The sequence below is a fragment of the Synechococcus sp. PCC 7502 genome (assembly GCF_000317085.1).
Lineage (GTDB): Bacteria > Cyanobacteriota > Cyanobacteriia > Pseudanabaenales > Pseudanabaenaceae > PCC-7502.
The window spans coordinates 861,356-877,795 of record NC_019702.1 but is presented as its reverse complement, the minus strand read 5'-3'; the positions used below and the strand labels follow the sequence as shown (position 1 = coordinate 877,795).

Below are 16,440 nucleotides of genomic sequence, written 5' to 3'. Positions count from 1 at the left end.
TTAAAAAGTATGGATAGAAGTGAGTCTGAAGGCTTTGCCCCAAACCCCTATTAAAATTATTTAAATTTAGAGCATAGGCTAATTTGATGGGGGCGCAGATGGAGGCAGATCAATTACACGGGGAATATCTTGGGCTATATATACTGACAAATTATACTTAACACCCTCATTAGGATCAGGGGCTTTAACCACAGGGGTATTAGGATTGAGCTTTACTTGAATTTGATAGTTACCTGTATAAATTAGGGTACCGTCCCAGTTTGTAACACCAACGGAACCAGCATTTACTGGTGCGCCATTAGGAGCTAGAACTGTAATAGTTAACCCCTCTCCGGAGATACTGGTTGTTAATTTCTGCCCTTCCTGCCCCGCAAAAATATAATTTAAAACTTGATTTGGTTTAAGGCTTCCCTCTTGATTTAACTGCTGACCCACTTGTACATCCAAGCTTTGACTAAATGTAGCTGGCGCAACGGGATTGAGTTCAGGGGTAGAAACTGGGGTGGGAGTATTAGCAGTATTATTGGGAGCGATCGTCGGTACTGGACTAACAATAATGGGCTTGTCTGGCTTACTTAAGCTATGTAGGTAGAGGATTGTAGATGCTCCCACGACAAACAGACCACCAATTAGTAAGCCTAAAGAAGTTTCCGCCGAGCGTCTTTCCGTTTTTACCACCCTTGTTGATGGATTTGCAGTTCCCACTAAAATTTTTTGGGTTTGAGGCTCATTACTAATGACAAAAGCTGATAAAGCTTGCAATACCTCCTTCGCTGACTGATACCTTTGTGCCGACTGATAGCGTACCATCCGTGTAAGTACGATCGCTAACCCATTACTAATCTTGATCTCTTCGCACAAAGTCCCGCTTAAATTTGTCACCTTAGCCCGTTCTCGCCAAATTAATTCCCCTGTTAGTGGGTCTGAGGGAATTTCCATGGGGTCTAAACCCGTTAAAGCATGGATGGCAATCATCCCCAAAGCATAGATGTCGCTCGTAAAGTTAGGTCTGCCCATGGATTGTTCGCTGGGCATATAGCCGGGGGTACCGATGGTGACGGTAAATCTGGATTCGCCATTACTACTGCTATTAGTATCAAGTTGCGTGCTCACATCTTGGATCGCTTTGACCGCACCAAAGTCTATTAATACGAGTTTACTGTCCTTAGCACGGCGGATGATATTATCGGGTTTAAGGTCGCGGTGAATTACGCCTTCACTATGCACAAAATCTAAAATATTGAGGACATCCCGTAAAATTGCGATTACTTCATGTTCTGTGAGTTTTTTTTCCGTGCCATTACCCTTGTTAATAATTTCTTCTTGGAGCGATCGCCCTTCAATATATTCTTGAACTAAGTAAAACTGCTCTTCCTCTTCAAAGTATGCCAATAGCTGCGGAATTTGATCATGCTTACCCAATTTCTCTAAGGTCTCTGCCTCACTGTTAAATAGTCTTCGAGCTTCACGCACAAAATCGGGGTCATTACTAGCAGGCTGAAGATGCTTAACCACACAGGTAGGCGTACCCGGTCTTCTCATGTCTCTGGCAATATATGTCCGCCCAAAACCACCCGAACCAAGGGCTTTAATCAATTTATAACGACCATCCAATACTTTTGCTGTCATGATTGTTGCCGTAATTCTGCTTGGATAACAATATACCAATTGCACAGACTATTCACTGTTCTTGTAGTGGTTTTATTGCTTAAATTAAATGCAATTTTGTTAGTAAATGGTTTGCAATAAATAATCTAAGTTAATATCTATAGGTAATAGGCTAGGAATAACAGGTTTATCTGGAGTCACCCATGAGAGCAGTGCTAATGGCAGGCGGAACAGGTACAAGGCTGCGACCACTAACCTGCGATCTACCCAAACCAATGGTGCCGATCTTAAATCGTCCCATCACCGAGCATATTATTAACCTCCTTAAACGCCATGGGATTTTAGAAATTATTGCGACACTGCACTATTTGCCAGATGTAATTCGTGATTATTTTAGTGATGGTAGTGATTTTGATGTCAAAATGCGCTATGTAGTCGAAGAAGAGCAACCCCTCGGGACAGCAGGTTGTGTCAAAAATGTTGAGGGACTCTTAGATCAGACTTTTTTAGTAATTAGTGGTGATAGTATTACTGACTTTGACCTAACGGCAGCAATTAAATTTCATAGGGACAAGCGATCTCAAGCCACTTTAATTTTACATAGAGTTAAAGAACCGATGGCATTTGGGGTAGTGATTACGGACGAAGAGTATCGCATCCAACGTTTTTTAGAAAAGCCGTCGACCAGTGAAGTTTTCTCTGATACGGTCAATACAGGTATTTATATCCTTGAGCCAGAGGTTTTGCAATACCTTGAGCCTAATACTCCCAGTGACTTTTCTCAGGATTTATTTCCGATTTTACTCGAGCGATCGGTTCCCATGTTTGGCTATGTTGCTGAGGGTTATTGGTGTGATGTTGGTTCTCTAGAAACCTATCGCCAGTCTCAGTATGATGCCATTCGTGGTCGAGTTTTTTTAGATTTGAGCTATGGACAGCAACGCACGGGTGTCTATGTGGGACATAATACTTTCATTGATCCCTCTGTGCAGATAGAGCCTCCAGTCATGATTGGTAATAACTGTTCGATCGCAGCTAGAGTCACAATTTCGGCGGGAACAATCATTGGTGATCACGTTACTATTGGTGCCAACTCCGACCTCCAGCGTCCAATTATTGGCAATAGTGTAATTATTGGCGAAGAGTGTCATATTTGGGCTTGTGTGATCGCTCGTAATGCTAGAATTAGCCGCCGCAGTCAAGTCATGGAAGGAGCAGTAGTTGGCTCTGGTTGCGTGATCGAAGAAGAGGTCAGGATTTGTCCTAATGTCAGAATTTGGCCCAGCAAAAAAGTAGAAACGGGAACTATTCTCACCCACAACTTAATTTGGGGAATTACCGTCAGTCGCAATTTATTCGGACATCGAGGTGTTTCGGGTTTGGCAAATGTCGAAATTATTCCTGAGTTTGCGGTGAAGCTGGGGGCAGCCTATGGAGCCACTCTGCGTCCCGGTGCCCAAGTTATGGTTTCACGGGATCAACGTCCAATTTGCCGTATGGTGACCCGATCGCTAATTTCAGGCTTAATGTCAGTGGGCGTAAATATTCAAAACCTCGAAGCAACTGCTATTCCGATTTCTAGGTTTATTGCTCCCACCCTTGGTGTAGTTGGAGGCGTGCATGTGCGGATTCATCCTGATCGCCACGATCATGTGTTAATTGAATTTTTAGATAGTAATGGGATTAATATCAGCAAACCCCAAGAAAAGAAGATTGAAAGCACCTATTTTAAGGAGGATTTTCGCCGCGCCCGCATTGAAGAAATTGGCGAAATTAGCTATCCTTCCCGCATTGTCGATTACTACAATAGTGGCTTTTCCCAAAACCTAAATATTGATACCATTCGCTATAGTGCTTGCAAAAAAGTAGTCATTGACTATGTCTATGCAGTTTCTGGAGCAGTACTACCCAGAATTTTAGGTAAGTTTGGCAGTGAGGTAATAGTCTTAAATGCCAGCCTCAATCAAATTGCTCCGCCTATGAGCGAACGCCATCGCCTTCTGACTCAACTCAGTGATGTGGTAACGGCACTAAAGGCAAACTTTGGGGTACAGGTATCTGCCAATGGTGAGCGTTTAATTTTAATTGATGATACTGGTTATCCGATTCAAGGAGAGTTATTAACGGCTGTATTAATGGAAATGGCTTTAACAGCATATCCTACGGGTTCTGTGGTTGTGCCAGTATCTGTCTCTGGTGTGATTGATGAAATTGCCGCCAAGCATCAAGGAAAGGTAATTCGGACTAAATCTAATCCCACCGAAGTGATGCTGACCTGTTCTAAGGAAAAAAATGTGGCTTTAGGTGGCTGTGCGGAAATGGGATTTATTTTTCCTAAATTACATTGCGGCTTTGATGCCATGTTTGCGATCGCTAAAATTATTGAGTGGATTACAGTACAGGAGCGCACCATATCTCAAGTACGGCTGGATTTACCTAAGTTTCACTATGATACAAACGTTATCAAATGTCCTTGGAGTGTCAAAGGTTCTCTGATGCGGCATCTTGTCGAATCTCATAATCAGAACCCCTTGGATTTAACCGATGGAGTCAAAATATTTTATGAAAATCATAACTGGGTATTAATACTACCTGATGCGGGTGATCCAGTGATTAATCTCTATGTTAATAGTAATAATTACTCGGATCAACAAAATTGGGTACAACAACAAATGCAAGAGTTTAGCGAATACATTGATTCTTTCTGTAAAATGCAAGTGGCTTTATCTAAGGATTCTTCTCTTTTAGATAATTAATTGGGTAGTGTTAAAGAAAGCAGGTTTATGCTTTTGGGATTCAGGGGTGAAACCCCACCCTCTAGATCAGAACCATTAATTGGATAATTAAATGGTCTTAAATTAACTTAATAAAATTAACTTAGTAAGTTCAAATGGGGCGATATTGGGATCAAGTTCAGGAATATCTGGTAGCGTACATTGCTGATGCTTCCCAAGGCAAATCTCTGGCTGCCAAAGCTGACTTTCCCAAACCAGAATTATTACAAGCTTCTCCAATTTACCCGCTTATCTATGAACTTCTGAACTCTAAACCTAACTCCCAAAGTAAGCGATCGCCGATTATTTCCATATTTTTAGGAGGTGACGAAGAGGATTTCCCCTTTCAAGTAATTGCCCACAAAACCCAAGAACTTTGTAATCTGTATGCCCAATTAGGGCGGACAGTACAGTTATATGTAGGCAATTGGTTTAACCCTGATTTTTGTCAAGAGCGGGCGATCGCCACCCTATTTAATATCTTAAATACTGAATCCGTCATAGTTATAGATACAGGTTACGCCAACCCTTACCAAAATCTGGAGCAGCAAAGTCTAAATTTATGTTCGGGTTATTGGCGAGAGCATTGGGAAACCTGCTTATTAAAATCTTTCTCCATTGATCTGCAAACTTTGGCGCAATCATGGCAGGAATTTCGAGATAATTGGCTAGAGATAATACCTAGCTTTGTCGAAATTTATATAGCTTTGCAACTGGATCAACATTTTTTGGAATTGGGGATATCACCCTTACTGCCAGAGCTTTTGCACGGCTATTTCGGGACTGGCGCACCTAGTTTAGAACTGGAAAAATCCCTGATCCACCACTTCCAGACAATTTATCAAAGCCTAAGTCACAGCATTCAATATAGTCTTAGCCTTGACTTCGCCCTGAGCTTAAGTCATTTTCAAGATAAGTCTTATCTTCAATCCTATGTCATTGAGTTTATGGAAACATGGCTCAAATTAGCAAACATTGAGCTTAGCGAATTTACCGTTAATACCGAAATTACTACTAAAATTAAAGACCTAGCTCAACTGATCCAATCAGCCTTCAAGCTTGAAGAATGGCACTATATCAAGAAACTAAATGCTTGTTTTAACGTCATTAGTATCGACTGCCAACTTAGTGTAATGAATTTAATATATAACGAGGAATTTGAATTTACCGTCCTCAAAATTAATGCCCAAGGACAAGTTCGCCGCAGCCGTTCCCATCGAACTAAGTTTTTTAAGTACGCCCTAGAACCTAATATTGACTTAGAGATGGTATATATTCCCGGTGGTATTTTTCGCATGGGTTCTCCTCGTACCGAAACAGGGCATGAAAGTAGCGAAAGTCCGATGCATTGGGTGGCGGTGACACCATTTTTTATGGGTAAGTTTCCAATTACGCAAGCACAGTGGCGAGCGATCGCCGCCTTACCACCCGTCAATAAAAAACTAGAACCTGATCCCTCCTGCTTCAAAGGAGATAATCATCCTGTCGAAAATGTATCTTGGTATGATGCCGTGGAGTTTTGCGATCGCCTCGCCATTAAAACTGGGATTCAATATCGGTTGCCCACTGAGGCAGAATGGGAATATGCTTGTCGGTCTGGTACAAAGCATCCATTTTGTTTTGGCGAAACCATTTCGTCTGAAATCGCTAACTATGACGGTAGTTACGCCTACGGATTTGGAGCAACAGGAGCATATCGAGAACAAACTATAGATGTTGGTAGTTTTGATGCGGCTAACAGCTATGGACTGTATGACATGCACGGACAGGTTTTGGAGTGGTGCGCCGATCCTTGGCATGAAAATTATCAAAATGCTCCCACTGACGGTAAGGCATGGCAGGAATCGGAGCAAAATTTAGAAAGAGTGCTTCGCGGTGGGTCTTGGTTTAATGTGGCAGGTAGGTGTCGTGCTGCCAGTCGTCATCGCTACGGGGCAGATATTTGGTTAAACCATGTGGGGTTTAGGGTAGCGGTTTCACTCTGAAATTCATTTGCAATTTACAAGTCTTGAAGCCTCAGTCTAACGGAATCACCGTGGGATGGTAATCCTTCACTAGTTCCAAATGTTCTGGAGCAAATAGATTAGATAGATCAGCAGCAGTTTTGAGGCTATCTACGACTAAACCATAATTAGCGATCACTTTTTCGGTAAGTATCCACTAAACTGATCGCCATCGCATTCCCTAACTAGCGATCACTTTTTAGCACTTGTTGAACAAAGGAGCGAAGTTTAATTTCCGCCTCAACTTCGTCTTTTTGAGCATCCTCTAAAAAGCCATATAGATATTCTTTATCAATCCAATTAAATGTAGGGCTGCGATCGCATTCTAGATATGTGTTTTGCTCTAATTTATAAATCTTTAATTCTCTGCCGTTATATCTCCAAAATTCAGGTACTCCCATACTGGCATAAATGCGATTTTTATCAATATCGGTATGGGTAATATCAACTTCTACAACTAGATCAGGTGGTGGATCTTGGGTAAAATCAATAGTTTTTCCTGCAACTTTGGCTTGATTTTGAATATAGTAGGCACAGTCTGGTTCTGCTCCACGATCAAGGTCTTGACGATTTATAGTTGTTGATCTTAGAGATTTAAGCTTTAAACCCATCTCTACTGTCAGAATGCGAATGAATAAACCGATTAGCTCACTTGCCCATTCATGACTTTCTAATGGCATGGTAATTTCTAAAGTTCCACAATCATACGTAAGGTGACTAGTGCGTTTCTGGGGCAGGGCATGGAGAATTTGTTGATAAGATTCCCAAGTTATGCCATCAAGGGTAACCCGCTTTTCTTGGATTTGTGGAGCTGGGTTAATTGTCCAAGGAAGTGTAACCATAATTGTGGCTTAAAATCATAACAGAGGCACAACTATAGAATACACATAAAACTATCCTGCATAAAAAGCTACTAACTTAAATCCCAGGATATGACAATTGGGCGTTGCAGAGTTTAGTATGAACCAAATATTGTTTAAAGGCTAGGAATAATATCCAGCATAAGCTTTAATTTCTTAGGTTTGTATATTTCATACCTATATCTGCAACGCCACAATTGAAACAAAGTTATATCGAGTTCTAATTGCCAGTCCAAGAGACGTTACAGACGAAAGAAAGATAGTCAGGGAAGAAATTGCTCGATGGAATTCAATCCACGCTGAAAGTAAGGCAATAGTTTTGCTTCCTACTGACTGGGAAACAGATGCTACGCCAAATAGTGGAGTGAGCGCACAGACAGCTATTAATCGTCAACTTGTAGATAGTTGTGATCTTTTGATTGGCATTTTCTGGACTCGTATTGGTACTCCAACTCTTGATGCAGAATCAGGCACTATAGAAGAAATCGAAAGATCTACTGCTAATGGAAAATGATGTATTATTTACTTTTCAGATAAACCAGTTTCACTATCAAATGTTGATCAACAACAGTATGATCAACTTCAACAATACAAACAGAATTTCAAAAATCTTACAGATGAATATGCAGATATTTCAGAATTTAGAGAGAAAGTTTATCGTCACATTACAACATCTATTCAAGATATTGCTAAAGTAGATAGAGAAAAGAAAGCAGCAAAAATCACAGAACAGGCGATTAGACCACACACTCAATCAGTTCAGACATCTCCCTCTTCAATCATAGATTTAAAGACTTTAGCAAATGCTCAAAGCACTGTTAATTTTAATAACCCAAGTTGCTACCTAATAGCTGAGGGAAAGAAATCTGCTACAAAGGAAAAGATGCAAGTAGCAGCAAGAAAAATGAATGATGAAATTATAGCGATTTATTGCTTATGCGATGACATTCTAAGAGCAATGAATCATCGTGGTGATCGACAACAAGAAATGAGTGATGGCGAAGTAATGACCACCGCTATAGTTGCCACTATGTATTTTTGTAGAAATTACGAGAGGGAAAGAAAATATTTATCAGATCAACCGCAGACTATATCGAGTTGAGCAAATGCTGTTGATATTGTTTGAAGCGTTGGGGCAAACATGGAAACAACTAAACACGGAATGGGTTTACAGCATTGATAGTTTTCCCATACCTGTCTGTGCCAATATCCGCATTCCAAGGTCAAAAATCTATGATGGCAAACAAGAGTATCGAGGCTATCAAGCCAGCAAGAGAAGATACTTTTATGGTATTAAAATTCATCTGATGGTGACGGAGTCAGGAGAGCCTGTGGAATTTTTTCTAACTAATGGTTCATTTGCTGATGTTAAGGGCTTGAGAGTATTTCCATTTGATTTACCTGAAGGCTCTGTGGTCTATGCAGATAGAGCTTACAACGATTATGAGGTTGAGGATTTGTTGCTTGAAGCCGAAAATATCCAGCTCTCAGCTATGCGAAAAAGCAGCTCAACTCGACCTCTTGCTGGTTATGTTCAGTTTCTTCAACACCATAAGCGCAAAGTTATTGAAACCACTGGCAGTTTAATATCCCAACTTTTACCTAAATCTATTCATGCTGTCACGGCTAAGGGATTTGAGCTTAAAGCTATGCTCTTTGTCCTTGCTCTTAGCGTTAATCTATGGGTAGCAACTTAGGTTATTTACTCGAATCTCGATTTGGTATCCAAGACATGGAGGACGCTAGAGATGAAGAGATAGTTACAATTAAAAAGGTTCTGAGGTCTCCTGAATTAGCTGCTCATTTTGGTGGTTATATAGAGCCTATTTGACATCTATAAATGTTAGTATAGAGCTAAAATGCAGTACACAAGCAGCTTAACAGGTAAAGAATGGGAAATCATAGAGCCACTGTTACCAGAGAGAAAGAAGACCCGACCTTCAAATTGGACAAAAAGGGAAATTGTTAACGGTGTTTTATATCAACTCAAGAATGGATGTAATTGGATTGACCTATCCAAAGATCTACCACCAACTCAACCGTATTCTGGCACTACAAGCAATGGCGAAATGAAGGCGTAATTAAACTTCATAGCATGGTGCGTGTACAGACTAAAAGAAAGAATATGGACAACATTAATCATGGTTGATTCTCAGGCAACAAAGAATACTTGTAATGCTGAAGGATTTTGTGTTTACAAATGTATTAATGGGATTAAAAGACACTTAGCCGTTGATAGCCTAGGATTTCCATTTTTTACCCATTGCACCAAAGCTAGTGTTACTGATGACCAAGGATTAATCGAAATGTTTACTGAAAACATAGATTACTTCAAAGCTAAGCCTATGAATATTCCCAAGATTACAATACTTGTAGATGATGGTTATCATCCTAAGAAGACTATGGAGGAACTAGAGAAAATCTACCCAAAGATCATGAGTAAGATTAAGTCTGAGCAATCTCCTAAACTAACAAAGGCAGAAAAAACAGCAGCAGGTAAGTCAGGCTTTGTACCCCTAAAGATGCGATGGATAGTAGAAAGGTCAAATGCTTGGGTTGAGAGATGTAAAATCTTAGTTAAGAACTATGAGAGGACTCTTTTTAATCTCTTGGGTAAATTCCCCGCCCGTTGGGGCGGCTTTCGATTAACATTCAGGAATGAGTGAATATATACACAAAAAACATAACGTAAGTGTATTGATATATCATCTTGTATTTCCAGCAAAATATTGAAGGGCGGTATTTGATCAAGAAGTAGATCAGGTACTAAAAGAAGTTTGTTTAGAGATAGAGAAACGATATGAGGTTAAATTTTTAGAAATAGGAGTAGATAAAGATCATGTTCATTATCTTGTTCAATCAGTACCGACATATAGAGCCTGTTTCATATCTCATGAGTAGCAATTCTTTTAGCATCAAGCGAATAAAGCAAAGATTGAGTTTAGCTGTAGCATTAACGAGAGTTCTCTCAAAGTTCTTAACTAAGATTTTGCATCTTTCAACCCAAGCATTTGACCTTTCAATTACCCACCTTGTCGGCACAACTACAAACCCAGACAGACCTTTTCTGCCTTCTGTTGCTTTGATACCTTAGGAGAAATTTCAAACCTAATCTTAGTCATAATCTCAGGATAAACCTTCTGTAAATCAGTCGTCAATTTTTCGATATGATAACCACTATCCAGCAATATCGTAGTTAGGGTAATGTCATCTGGCTTCGATTTGAAGTAATCAATGTTAATCGTTAACATTTCAATCAGTCCTTGGTCATCTGATACATTTGCTCTTGTTAAATAGGTAAAGAAAGGAAATCCCAGAGTGTCAACGGCTAAATGTCTTTTGATCCCGTTAGTTGCTTTGTAGGAGCAGAAGCCCTTGGATTCTATACTTGCATTACAAGTATTTTTCACTGCTTGTGAGTCAATGATGATTAAAGTTGTCCATTTTGATTTTTTTTGACTGTTCACGGGCTGTTGCATGCAAAGCTTCCATAATCGCAGTAAATGTACCTGTATCTTTCCACTCCTTGTAGTATCGATACACTGTAGAGAATGGTGGTAAGTCTCGGGGCATATCTCGCCAATTACAACCGTTTTTAAGTTGGTAGAGTATGCCGTCTAAAATTTGTCTTTTTGTCCAAGTTGGTGGTCTAGTTTGCTTTTTCTTTGGGAGCAATGGTTCTATAATTTCCCATTCTTTATCTGTTAGGCTACTTGAGTATGGATTTAGCATTTTCTAAGCATCATACATCTTGCTCATAATAGATATGAAACAGGCTCTATAGCGTTACAAAATTGGTAAGACTGATCAAAAGTCTAACAGCAAGAGAAATATTTAAGAAATGCCCATGGGTCAAGAAAAAATTGTGGGGAGGTGAATTTTGGAGTGACGGGTATTACGCAAGTATAGTTGGAAAGCATGGAAACGAAGGAATAGTTAAAAAGTATGTAGAAGCTCAAGGAAAAGATTACACAGGCTTACACATAAATAATCAGCTAGAACTCTTTTAAGTTGGATACCCCGCCGCTTGCGGCGGGGTTATTCATTGCTAAAACGAAATTGAACCTCTGTTTCCTAAGGCTAATGCTCATAAGGCTTGCACAAAATTAGATCTCAAATAGGCTCTATACTCTTGCGTATAATAATCGGGGTAAAGCAAAATACTTTCTTAAAGACTATCAAGGGGCGATCGCTGATTTTATCAAAGCTATAGAAATCGATCCAAAATTTGCTCAGGCATACAAAAATCGAGGCGAGGCGAAAAATTCTTTTGGAGATTTTCAAGCAGCAACTGATGATTTCAATAAAGTGTTAGAACTTGAGATAGAGTCTGAGCTTAAACGTCGAGTTGATCTTCTTAAAGTTAAGGAACTGGAATATTAAAAAACATCTGAATTAGTAGCCAAATATGATTAACCGAGAACAATTAAAACTACTAATAGATGCCAAACAATGATTATTCTGGATACTCATATTTGAATTATGACTAATCCCAATACGATCTGGGCAAATATTGTTGTGGATGAACTCTATCGCTCGGGCGTACGCACAATTTGTATTTCCCCAGGTTCCCGTTCCACTCCTTTGGTTTTAGCCTGTGCCAACTACAGAGAATTTCATCAAGATTTACAGCTATTAGTACATATTGATGAGCGATCGGCAGGATTTTTTGCCTTGGGTCTAGCCAAAGTTACCAAGCAACCCGTGGCTTTAGTTTGCACCTCTGGGACAGCCGCTGCAAATTATTATCCAGCAATTATCGAGGCATTCTATAGTGAAATTCCCTTAGTGGTAATGACAGCCGATCGCCCACCGGAATTAAGGGACTGTGGTGCAGGACAAACCATCGATCAAATCCAAATGTATGGAAATCATACTCGCTATTTTTTTGAGGTGGGAACTCCTGAGATTAGCGAGTTTAAGTTAAATTACTTGCGATCGCTGATCAGTCATAGTGTATCTATTGCCAGAGGAGAATCGTTTACCCTAGCAGGGGCAGTCCATCTCAATTTTGCCTTTGCCGATCCATTACTTCCTAATTTCGCAGATTATCCTTTGCAATTAGATCAGAACTTAAATCAGAAATCTCACATTCAAACAATTAAGGGGAAAAATATCTTATCTGAATCGGCGATCGCTCAAATTGCTGACCAGCTTAAAAGCTATCCCAAAGGCATAATTGTGGTTGGAGTTTATGATGTTCCTTTAGAAATTAAACCAAAATTTGAAGCAGCAGTTAAAGCTTTAGCAATTGCTACAGGTTATCCTCTTTTGGCTGAAGCTACGGGGATGAATCGGCATGGCGTAATTAGTCACTACGATAGTTTTTTGCGATCGCCCCAATTTACCCAGACTCATATTCCCGACTTAGTAATCAGGTTTGGAGCCATGCCCACATCGAAGGCGTATCAACTTTGGCTGCAAAATCAGACTCAGCAAATTACTCAACAAATTATAATTGGTAATGGCAAAAATACTGATCCGACTCATAACTTCGCACAAATTATTAATGCTGACCCAATTAATTTTTGTTTGGAAGTAACTAATTATTTAAAAACTAATAATTATCAACCACCTAATTATGAGCAAATAAGTTGGCAGCAAAAATTTACAAATATAGAATCAATTACTAAAGCTGCTGTTAATAATTTCTTAAGTAAAATTCATACTTTATTTGACGGCAAAGTTTATAGTGAGTTAGCGCAATGGTTGCCAGAATATACATATTTATATGTGGCTAATAGTACGGCAATTCGAGATTTAGATAGTTTCTTCCATAGCGATCTCTCAATTCCAGTCCTAGTAAATCGGGGAGCTAATGGTATTGATGGCACTTTATCTTCAGCCTTAGGAGCCGCTTGGGGTTGCGATCGCCCCATGATTTTAATTTGTGGAGATTTAGCTTTTTACCATGATCTCAATGGATTAATGGCAGTGAAGAAATATGGAATTAATTTAACTGTAATTTTATTAAATAATGATGGTGGTGGTATTTTTCAAATGTTACCTATTGCTAAATTTAATCCACCCTTTGAGGAGTTTTTTGGTACTGCCCACGGCTTAGATTTTGCTCCCATTGTCAAGTCATACGGCTGCGATTATGTCAAGATTCAAAATTGGCAACACCTGCAAGAAGCTGTATTAGAATCCTTACAAACTCAAGGTACTCAAGTCTTAGAAATTAAAAGTGATCGCCAGATCAATCAAAAACTGCATCAACAGTTTTGGCAATATGTAATTTCAGAGGTAAATACTGCCAGCCTTGATTAAAAAGACCCTAAAAGAGCCTAGGAATTTTCGCCAATCATAAATTATATATTTGGACTATAGATCGGTTATGTTGAATTAGGCATGAATTGGTAGGACAAAATATTGACAATCAAGGTAGGAATAATTGGCGGCGGACAGTTGGCGGCAATGATGGCGATCGCCTCTAAACCACAAGAATTAGATATATCCATAGCAGTACAGGCACAGGGATTAGATGATCCTGCGGTAACTTGGGCAGAGAAAATTATCTTAGGTAAAGTTGATGACGCTAAGGCAACAGCCGAGTTAGCTCAATATGTAGATGTGATTACCTTTGAAAATGAGTTTGTGGATTTGGAAAAATTACAGGTTTTGGCGGATGCTGGCACAAAGTTTATCCCTAGTCTGCAAACCTTAGAGCCTCTACTGGATAAATATACGCAGAGAAGTTATCTGCAAGAGCATGGAATTCCTGTTCCCAAGTTCTCGGCAATCACAACAGCAGCAGATTTATCCACTCAACCAATTTCCTTTCCCCTAGTACTAAAAGCCCGCCGCAATGGTTATGACGGTCAAGGTACAAGAATTGTGAATTCCGAGGCAGAGTTAAGAGATGCTTGGCACAGCATGGGTAAGGTTCCCGCCCTAGTCGAAGAAAAAGTAGATTTTGTGGTGGAGTTGGCAGTGATGATTGCTCGTTCTAGCACTGGAGAATGCCTAACCTATCCCGTGGTGGAAACCCATCAGTTAAATCAAGTTTGTACCCATGTCATTGCCCCTGCCCGCATTAATCAAGCGATCGCTACTCAGGCTCAGGAAATTGCTAAGGCGATCGTCACCAACCTAGATGCAGTCGGTATATTTGGCATTGAATATTTTTTAACTGCTGATGGCAAGGTTAGCGTTAATGAAATTGCCCCTCGTACCCATAATTCCGGGCATTACACGATTGAAGCTTGTCATACTTCCCAGTTTGAGCAACTTTTAAGAATAGTAACCTATAACTCTTTAGGTGATATTTCGATGCGATCGCCCGTAGCAGTAATGGTAAATCTCTTAGGCTATGAAAACGTGGAGTCAGAGTATGTGGATATTCGCCACCAGTTAGAAAAATTACCCAATTGTTCTGTGCATTGGTACGGCAAAAATATTTCTAGGATAGGGCGTAAGCTTGGTCATGTTACTGTCTTGATGGAAAACTATGAAAATATTGAACAGACGATCTCAACTATCAATGCAATTTGGCAGCCATAAAAAAAGCCTGTGAAGTTGACTCACAGACATAAATTAGGATTGGGTTTTAAGTTATTAGTCTTCGTAAATTCGGCATTCAGCCGCATCAGGATTATCATCGCAGAACTTTTCAAGGGAGTTCTTACCATGTTCTTTTTGGTGAGCAGCCTCAGATTGAAGCTCTTCTACAGTGTCCCAAGCTACAGCACATTCGACGGAGTTAGTACCGTTAACTTCACAAGCGTCACGGGCAATTTGTAGCTCTTCTTTGATTTTTTCTTGAATGTTAGTCATAGTTTTTATTACTTACTAAATTACATTGTAACAGAATCGTAAATTTACCTATGGTTCTAATAATTACCAAATGCTTAAGTTTCTAATTTCACTACTAAACATACCTAGTAACACTAAAAACCCGATCGCCACATTTTGTTTGAAAATACTTTGATAAATCGAGCTTTCAGGTGCTGGTGCCGAAATTTTAAGATATTGCCATATCCAAATACCCAAGGCGATCGCCACACAACCAAAATAAAAATATCCCAAGTTCATGCTAATCCCTAGCCAAATCAGCAGAGAATCCGTCAGCAGAAAAAATAATCCGATCGCTTGAGGTGTAAACTTACCAAAAAAGATTGCACTAGATTTAATCCCAATTTTCAGATCATCGGGGCGATCGCTTAAAGCATAAACCGTATCAAACCCCATAGTCCAAGCCAAAGTTGCCGCCCATAAAATCCATGTATTTTGATTTAAATATCCCGTCATCGCTGCCCAAGGAATTAACACCGCAAAGCCCCACGCAATGGATAAAACCAACTGGGGTACAGGGAAAATACGCTTACAAGCAGGATAAATTGCAATTACAGGTACAGCAGCCACCGCCAACCCAAAGCTCAAGGGGTTAAGATATGCCGCCGCAAAAAAAGCACAGAGCGTAGCAACTATTAAAACACCAATGCCCAGCTTAACTGAGAGCGATCGATCCGCCAAAGGGCGATGTTTAGTCCGTTCCACCAAAGGATCAATATCTCGATCCCATAGATCATTAACCACACAACCCGCCGCACTAGTTGCCAAACTTCCTAAAACTATCACTCCGAGTAAATCAAGGGGAGGTAGTTGCCATAAAGATTTAGCTGCCAATAATAAAGACCAGAGCGCAGGAATCATTAAGATCAAACGACCTTCGGGCTTATCCCAGCGCAGGAGTTTAACTATGGACTTAAAAGTGCTAGAAAAAGTATTAGAAGTAGTCATTGCTGAATTTTACGCAGTTCTGCTTGCAATTGCTGAACCTTTGAGCGCAGAGCATCTAAATCATCATCACTAGGGGATTTTGCTTGGGGATTTTGATCTAGGTCTCCTTCATCATCAATATTAATAGTACGAGGCGCAGAGTAATTACCTCCAGTTTTAACTTGGTCTTGGTTAATTTGATCTTGAGACTTTTGGGATTGACGGATCATGTCATCAACAAATTTTCTTGCCTCTTCCGTAGTCATTTCTCCTCTTTCTACTAGCTCTTCTGCTAATTTTGTGGCTTGGGTTCTAAGCTCATTCAGGGTGGAACCCGCCTTTTCCCCTGCTACCGATGCCAGTCCCATACCCAGATAAAAAGCTTTTTGGACAATGTTACTAAAGGGATTCATCATAATTTTGATTCTCTCGGTGAATGCAAATACAGGATTGCAAGTACGCCTATTTTACCAA

The 16,440-nt window shown here is 40.0% G+C and carries 19 protein-coding genes and 2 pseudogenes; 12 read left to right on the top strand and 9 right to left on the bottom strand.

Going from position 1 to position 16,440, the window contains the following annotated elements:
- Positions 1–78: 78 nt before the first annotated feature.
- Positions 79–1,629 (bottom strand): serine/threonine-protein kinase, encoded by a 1,551-nt coding sequence (locus SYN7502_RS18105; protein ID WP_015167668.1) that lies wholly within the window; start codon positions 1,627–1,629, stop codon positions 79–81.
- A 182-nt stretch (positions 1,630–1,811) separates the two neighbouring features.
- Here SYN7502_RS18105 and SYN7502_RS04350 point away from each other — a divergent pair, with 182 nt between their 5' ends.
- Both SYN7502_RS04350 and SYN7502_RS19565 read left to right on the top strand, forming a co-directional pair.
- Positions 1,812–4,364 (top strand): mannose-1-phosphate guanyltransferase, encoded by a 2,553-nt coding sequence (locus SYN7502_RS04350; RefSeq protein ID WP_015167667.1) that lies wholly within the window; start codon positions 1,812–1,814, stop codon positions 4,362–4,364.
- Positions 4,365–4,498: 134 nt separating this feature from the next.
- Positions 4,499–6,367: a formylglycine-generating enzyme family protein gene (locus tag SYN7502_RS19565; RefSeq protein ID WP_015167666.1), complete on the top strand. Its 1,869-nt coding sequence runs from the start codon at positions 4,499–4,501 to the stop codon at positions 6,365–6,367.
- A gap of 31 nt (positions 6,368–6,398) precedes the next feature.
- On the opposite strand, the gene SYN7502_RS20885 is transcribed toward SYN7502_RS19565, so the two are convergent.
- Positions 6,399–6,524 carry a hypothetical protein gene (locus tag SYN7502_RS20885; protein WP_371257800.1) on the bottom strand — a complete coding sequence of 42 codons (126 nt, stop codon included), beginning with the start codon at positions 6,522–6,524 and terminating at the stop codon, positions 6,399–6,401.
- A 46-nt stretch (positions 6,525–6,570) separates the two neighbouring features.
- Entirely contained in the window at positions 6,571–7,227 is a 657-nt protein-coding gene (locus SYN7502_RS04340; RefSeq protein ID WP_015167665.1) for a Uma2 family endonuclease, read from the bottom strand.
- Positions 7,228–7,411: 184 nt separating this feature from the next.
- Between SYN7502_RS04340 and SYN7502_RS20090 the strand changes: the two genes are divergently transcribed.
- From SYN7502_RS20090 to tnpA, 6 genes and pseudogenes are all read left to right on the top strand, one after another.
- Positions 7,412–7,759, top strand: a complete 348-nt coding sequence (locus tag SYN7502_RS20090) for a DUF4062 domain-containing protein (protein WP_144050170.1) — start codon at positions 7,412–7,414, stop codon at positions 7,757–7,759.
- A 369-nt stretch (positions 7,760–8,128) separates the two neighbouring features.
- The gene (locus SYN7502_RS20420; protein ID WP_210391322.1) at positions 8,129–8,347 is read left to right on the top strand and encodes a hypothetical protein; all 219 of its coding nucleotides are present in this window, start codon (positions 8,129–8,131) and stop codon (positions 8,345–8,347) included.
- Positions 8,348–8,351: 4 nt separating this feature from the next.
- The gene (locus tag SYN7502_RS04330; protein WP_051023577.1) at positions 8,352–8,942 is read left to right on the top strand and encodes an IS982 family transposase; all 591 of its coding nucleotides are present in this window, start codon (positions 8,352–8,354) and stop codon (positions 8,940–8,942) included.
- 162 nt (positions 8,943–9,104) lie between these two features.
- Entirely contained in the window at positions 9,105–9,326 is a 222-nt protein-coding gene (locus SYN7502_RS04325; RefSeq protein WP_015167663.1) for a transposase, read from the top strand.
- Between the two features lie 21 nt (positions 9,327–9,347).
- Positions 9,348–9,911, top strand: coding sequence for a transposase (locus SYN7502_RS04320; RefSeq protein WP_246828924.1), 564 nt, complete (start codon positions 9,348–9,350; stop codon positions 9,909–9,911).
- Positions 9,904–10,119, top strand: a pseudogene (tnpA, locus tag SYN7502_RS18715) (IS200/IS605 family transposase); the annotation flags it as partial. The gene SYN7502_RS04320 and the pseudogene tnpA, both read left to right, overlap by 8 nt.
- Here the strand turns inward: tnpA and SYN7502_RS21305 are convergent.
- From SYN7502_RS21305 to SYN7502_RS04310, 3 genes are read right to left on the bottom strand one after another with little or no spacing between them, the layout of a single operon-like run.
- On the bottom strand, positions 10,105–10,287 hold the full coding sequence (locus tag SYN7502_RS21305) for a hypothetical protein (protein WP_371257841.1): 183 nt from the start codon (positions 10,285–10,287) through the stop codon (positions 10,105–10,107). The pseudogene tnpA and the gene SYN7502_RS21305 overlap by 15 nt on opposite strands.
- A gap of 2 nt (positions 10,288–10,289) precedes the next feature.
- A complete protein-coding gene (locus tag SYN7502_RS21300; RefSeq protein ID WP_371257799.1) occupies positions 10,290–10,712 on the bottom strand; it encodes a transposase in 423 nt (140 codons plus the stop codon).
- Positions 10,666–10,977, bottom strand: coding sequence for a transposase (locus tag SYN7502_RS04310; protein ID WP_015168729.1), 312 nt, complete (start codon positions 10,975–10,977; stop codon positions 10,666–10,668). The genes SYN7502_RS21300 and SYN7502_RS04310 overlap by 47 nt, the downstream gene beginning before the upstream one ends.
- Before the next feature lie 47 nt (positions 10,978–11,024).
- Here SYN7502_RS04310 and SYN7502_RS04305 point away from each other — a divergent pair.
- The 4 genes and pseudogenes from SYN7502_RS04305 to SYN7502_RS04295 all read left to right on the top strand — a co-directional run.
- Positions 11,025–11,255 (top strand): annotated as a pseudogene (locus SYN7502_RS04305) (transposase); the annotation flags it as partial.
- 100 nt (positions 11,256–11,355) lie between these two features.
- Positions 11,356–11,628: a tetratricopeptide repeat protein gene (locus SYN7502_RS19250; RefSeq protein WP_081581087.1), complete on the top strand. Its 273-nt coding sequence runs from the start codon at positions 11,356–11,358 to the stop codon at positions 11,626–11,628.
- 99 nt (positions 11,629–11,727) lie between these two features.
- A complete protein-coding gene (gene menD / locus SYN7502_RS04300; RefSeq protein ID WP_015167661.1) occupies positions 11,728–13,515 on the top strand; it encodes a 2-succinyl-5-enolpyruvyl-6-hydroxy-3-cyclohexene-1-carboxylic-acid synthase in 1,788 nt (595 codons plus the stop codon).
- A 102-nt stretch (positions 13,516–13,617) separates the two neighbouring features.
- Positions 13,618–14,748, top strand: coding sequence for a 5-(carboxyamino)imidazole ribonucleotide synthase (locus SYN7502_RS04295; protein WP_015167660.1), 1,131 nt, complete (start codon positions 13,618–13,620; stop codon positions 14,746–14,748).
- A gap of 54 nt (positions 14,749–14,802) precedes the next feature.
- On the opposite strand, the gene SYN7502_RS04290 is transcribed toward SYN7502_RS04295, so the two are convergent.
- From SYN7502_RS04290 to SYN7502_RS04280, 3 genes are all read right to left on the bottom strand, one after another.
- A complete protein-coding gene (locus SYN7502_RS04290; RefSeq protein ID WP_015167659.1) occupies positions 14,803–15,021 on the bottom strand; it encodes a Calvin cycle protein CP12 in 219 nt (72 codons plus the stop codon).
- Between the two features lie 63 nt (positions 15,022–15,084).
- On the bottom strand, positions 15,085–15,987 hold the full coding sequence (locus tag SYN7502_RS04285; protein ID WP_015167658.1) for a 4-hydroxybenzoate solanesyltransferase: 903 nt from the start codon (positions 15,985–15,987) through the stop codon (positions 15,085–15,087).
- The gene (locus SYN7502_RS04280; RefSeq protein ID WP_015167657.1) at positions 15,984–16,382 is read right to left on the bottom strand and encodes a phasin family protein; all 399 of its coding nucleotides are present in this window, start codon (positions 16,380–16,382) and stop codon (positions 15,984–15,986) included. The genes SYN7502_RS04285 and SYN7502_RS04280 overlap by 4 nt, the downstream gene beginning before the upstream one ends.
- Positions 16,383–16,440 lie beyond the last annotated feature (58 nt).

Coding starts and splice junctions, on each gene's coding strand:
- SYN7502_RS18105 (WP_015167668.1), bottom strand. CDS start 1,629: ATGACAGCAAAAGTATTGGATGGTCGTTATAAATTGATTAAAGCCCTT.
- SYN7502_RS04350 (WP_015167667.1), top strand. CDS start 1,812: ATGAGAGCAGTGCTAATGGCAGGCGGAACAGGTACAAGGCTGCGACCA.
- SYN7502_RS19565 (WP_015167666.1), top strand. CDS start 4,499: ATGGGGCGATATTGGGATCAAGTTCAGGAATATCTGGTAGCGTACATT.
- SYN7502_RS04340 (WP_015167665.1), bottom strand. CDS start 7,227: ATGGTTACACTTCCTTGGACAATTAACCCAGCTCCACAAATCCAAGAA.
- SYN7502_RS20420 (WP_210391322.1), top strand. CDS start 8,129: ATGCAAGTAGCAGCAAGAAAAATGAATGATGAAATTATAGCGATTTAT.
- SYN7502_RS04330 (WP_051023577.1), top strand. CDS start 8,352: ATGCTGTTGATATTGTTTGAAGCGTTGGGGCAAACATGGAAACAACTA.
- SYN7502_RS04325 (WP_015167663.1), top strand. CDS start 9,105: ATGCAGTACACAAGCAGCTTAACAGGTAAAGAATGGGAAATCATAGAG.
- SYN7502_RS04310 (WP_015168729.1), bottom strand. CDS start 10,977: ATGCTAAATCCATACTCAAGTAGCCTAACAGATAAAGAATGGGAAATT.
- menD (WP_015167661.1), top strand. CDS start 11,728: ATGACTAATCCCAATACGATCTGGGCAAATATTGTTGTGGATGAACTC.
- SYN7502_RS04290 (WP_015167659.1), bottom strand. CDS start 15,021: ATGACTAACATTCAAGAAAAAATCAAAGAAGAGCTACAAATTGCCCGT.
- SYN7502_RS04285 (WP_015167658.1), bottom strand. CDS start 15,987: ATGACTACTTCTAATACTTTTTCTAGCACTTTTAAGTCCATAGTTAAA.
- SYN7502_RS04280 (WP_015167657.1), bottom strand. CDS start 16,382: ATGATGAATCCCTTTAGTAACATTGTCCAAAAAGCTTTTTATCTGGGT.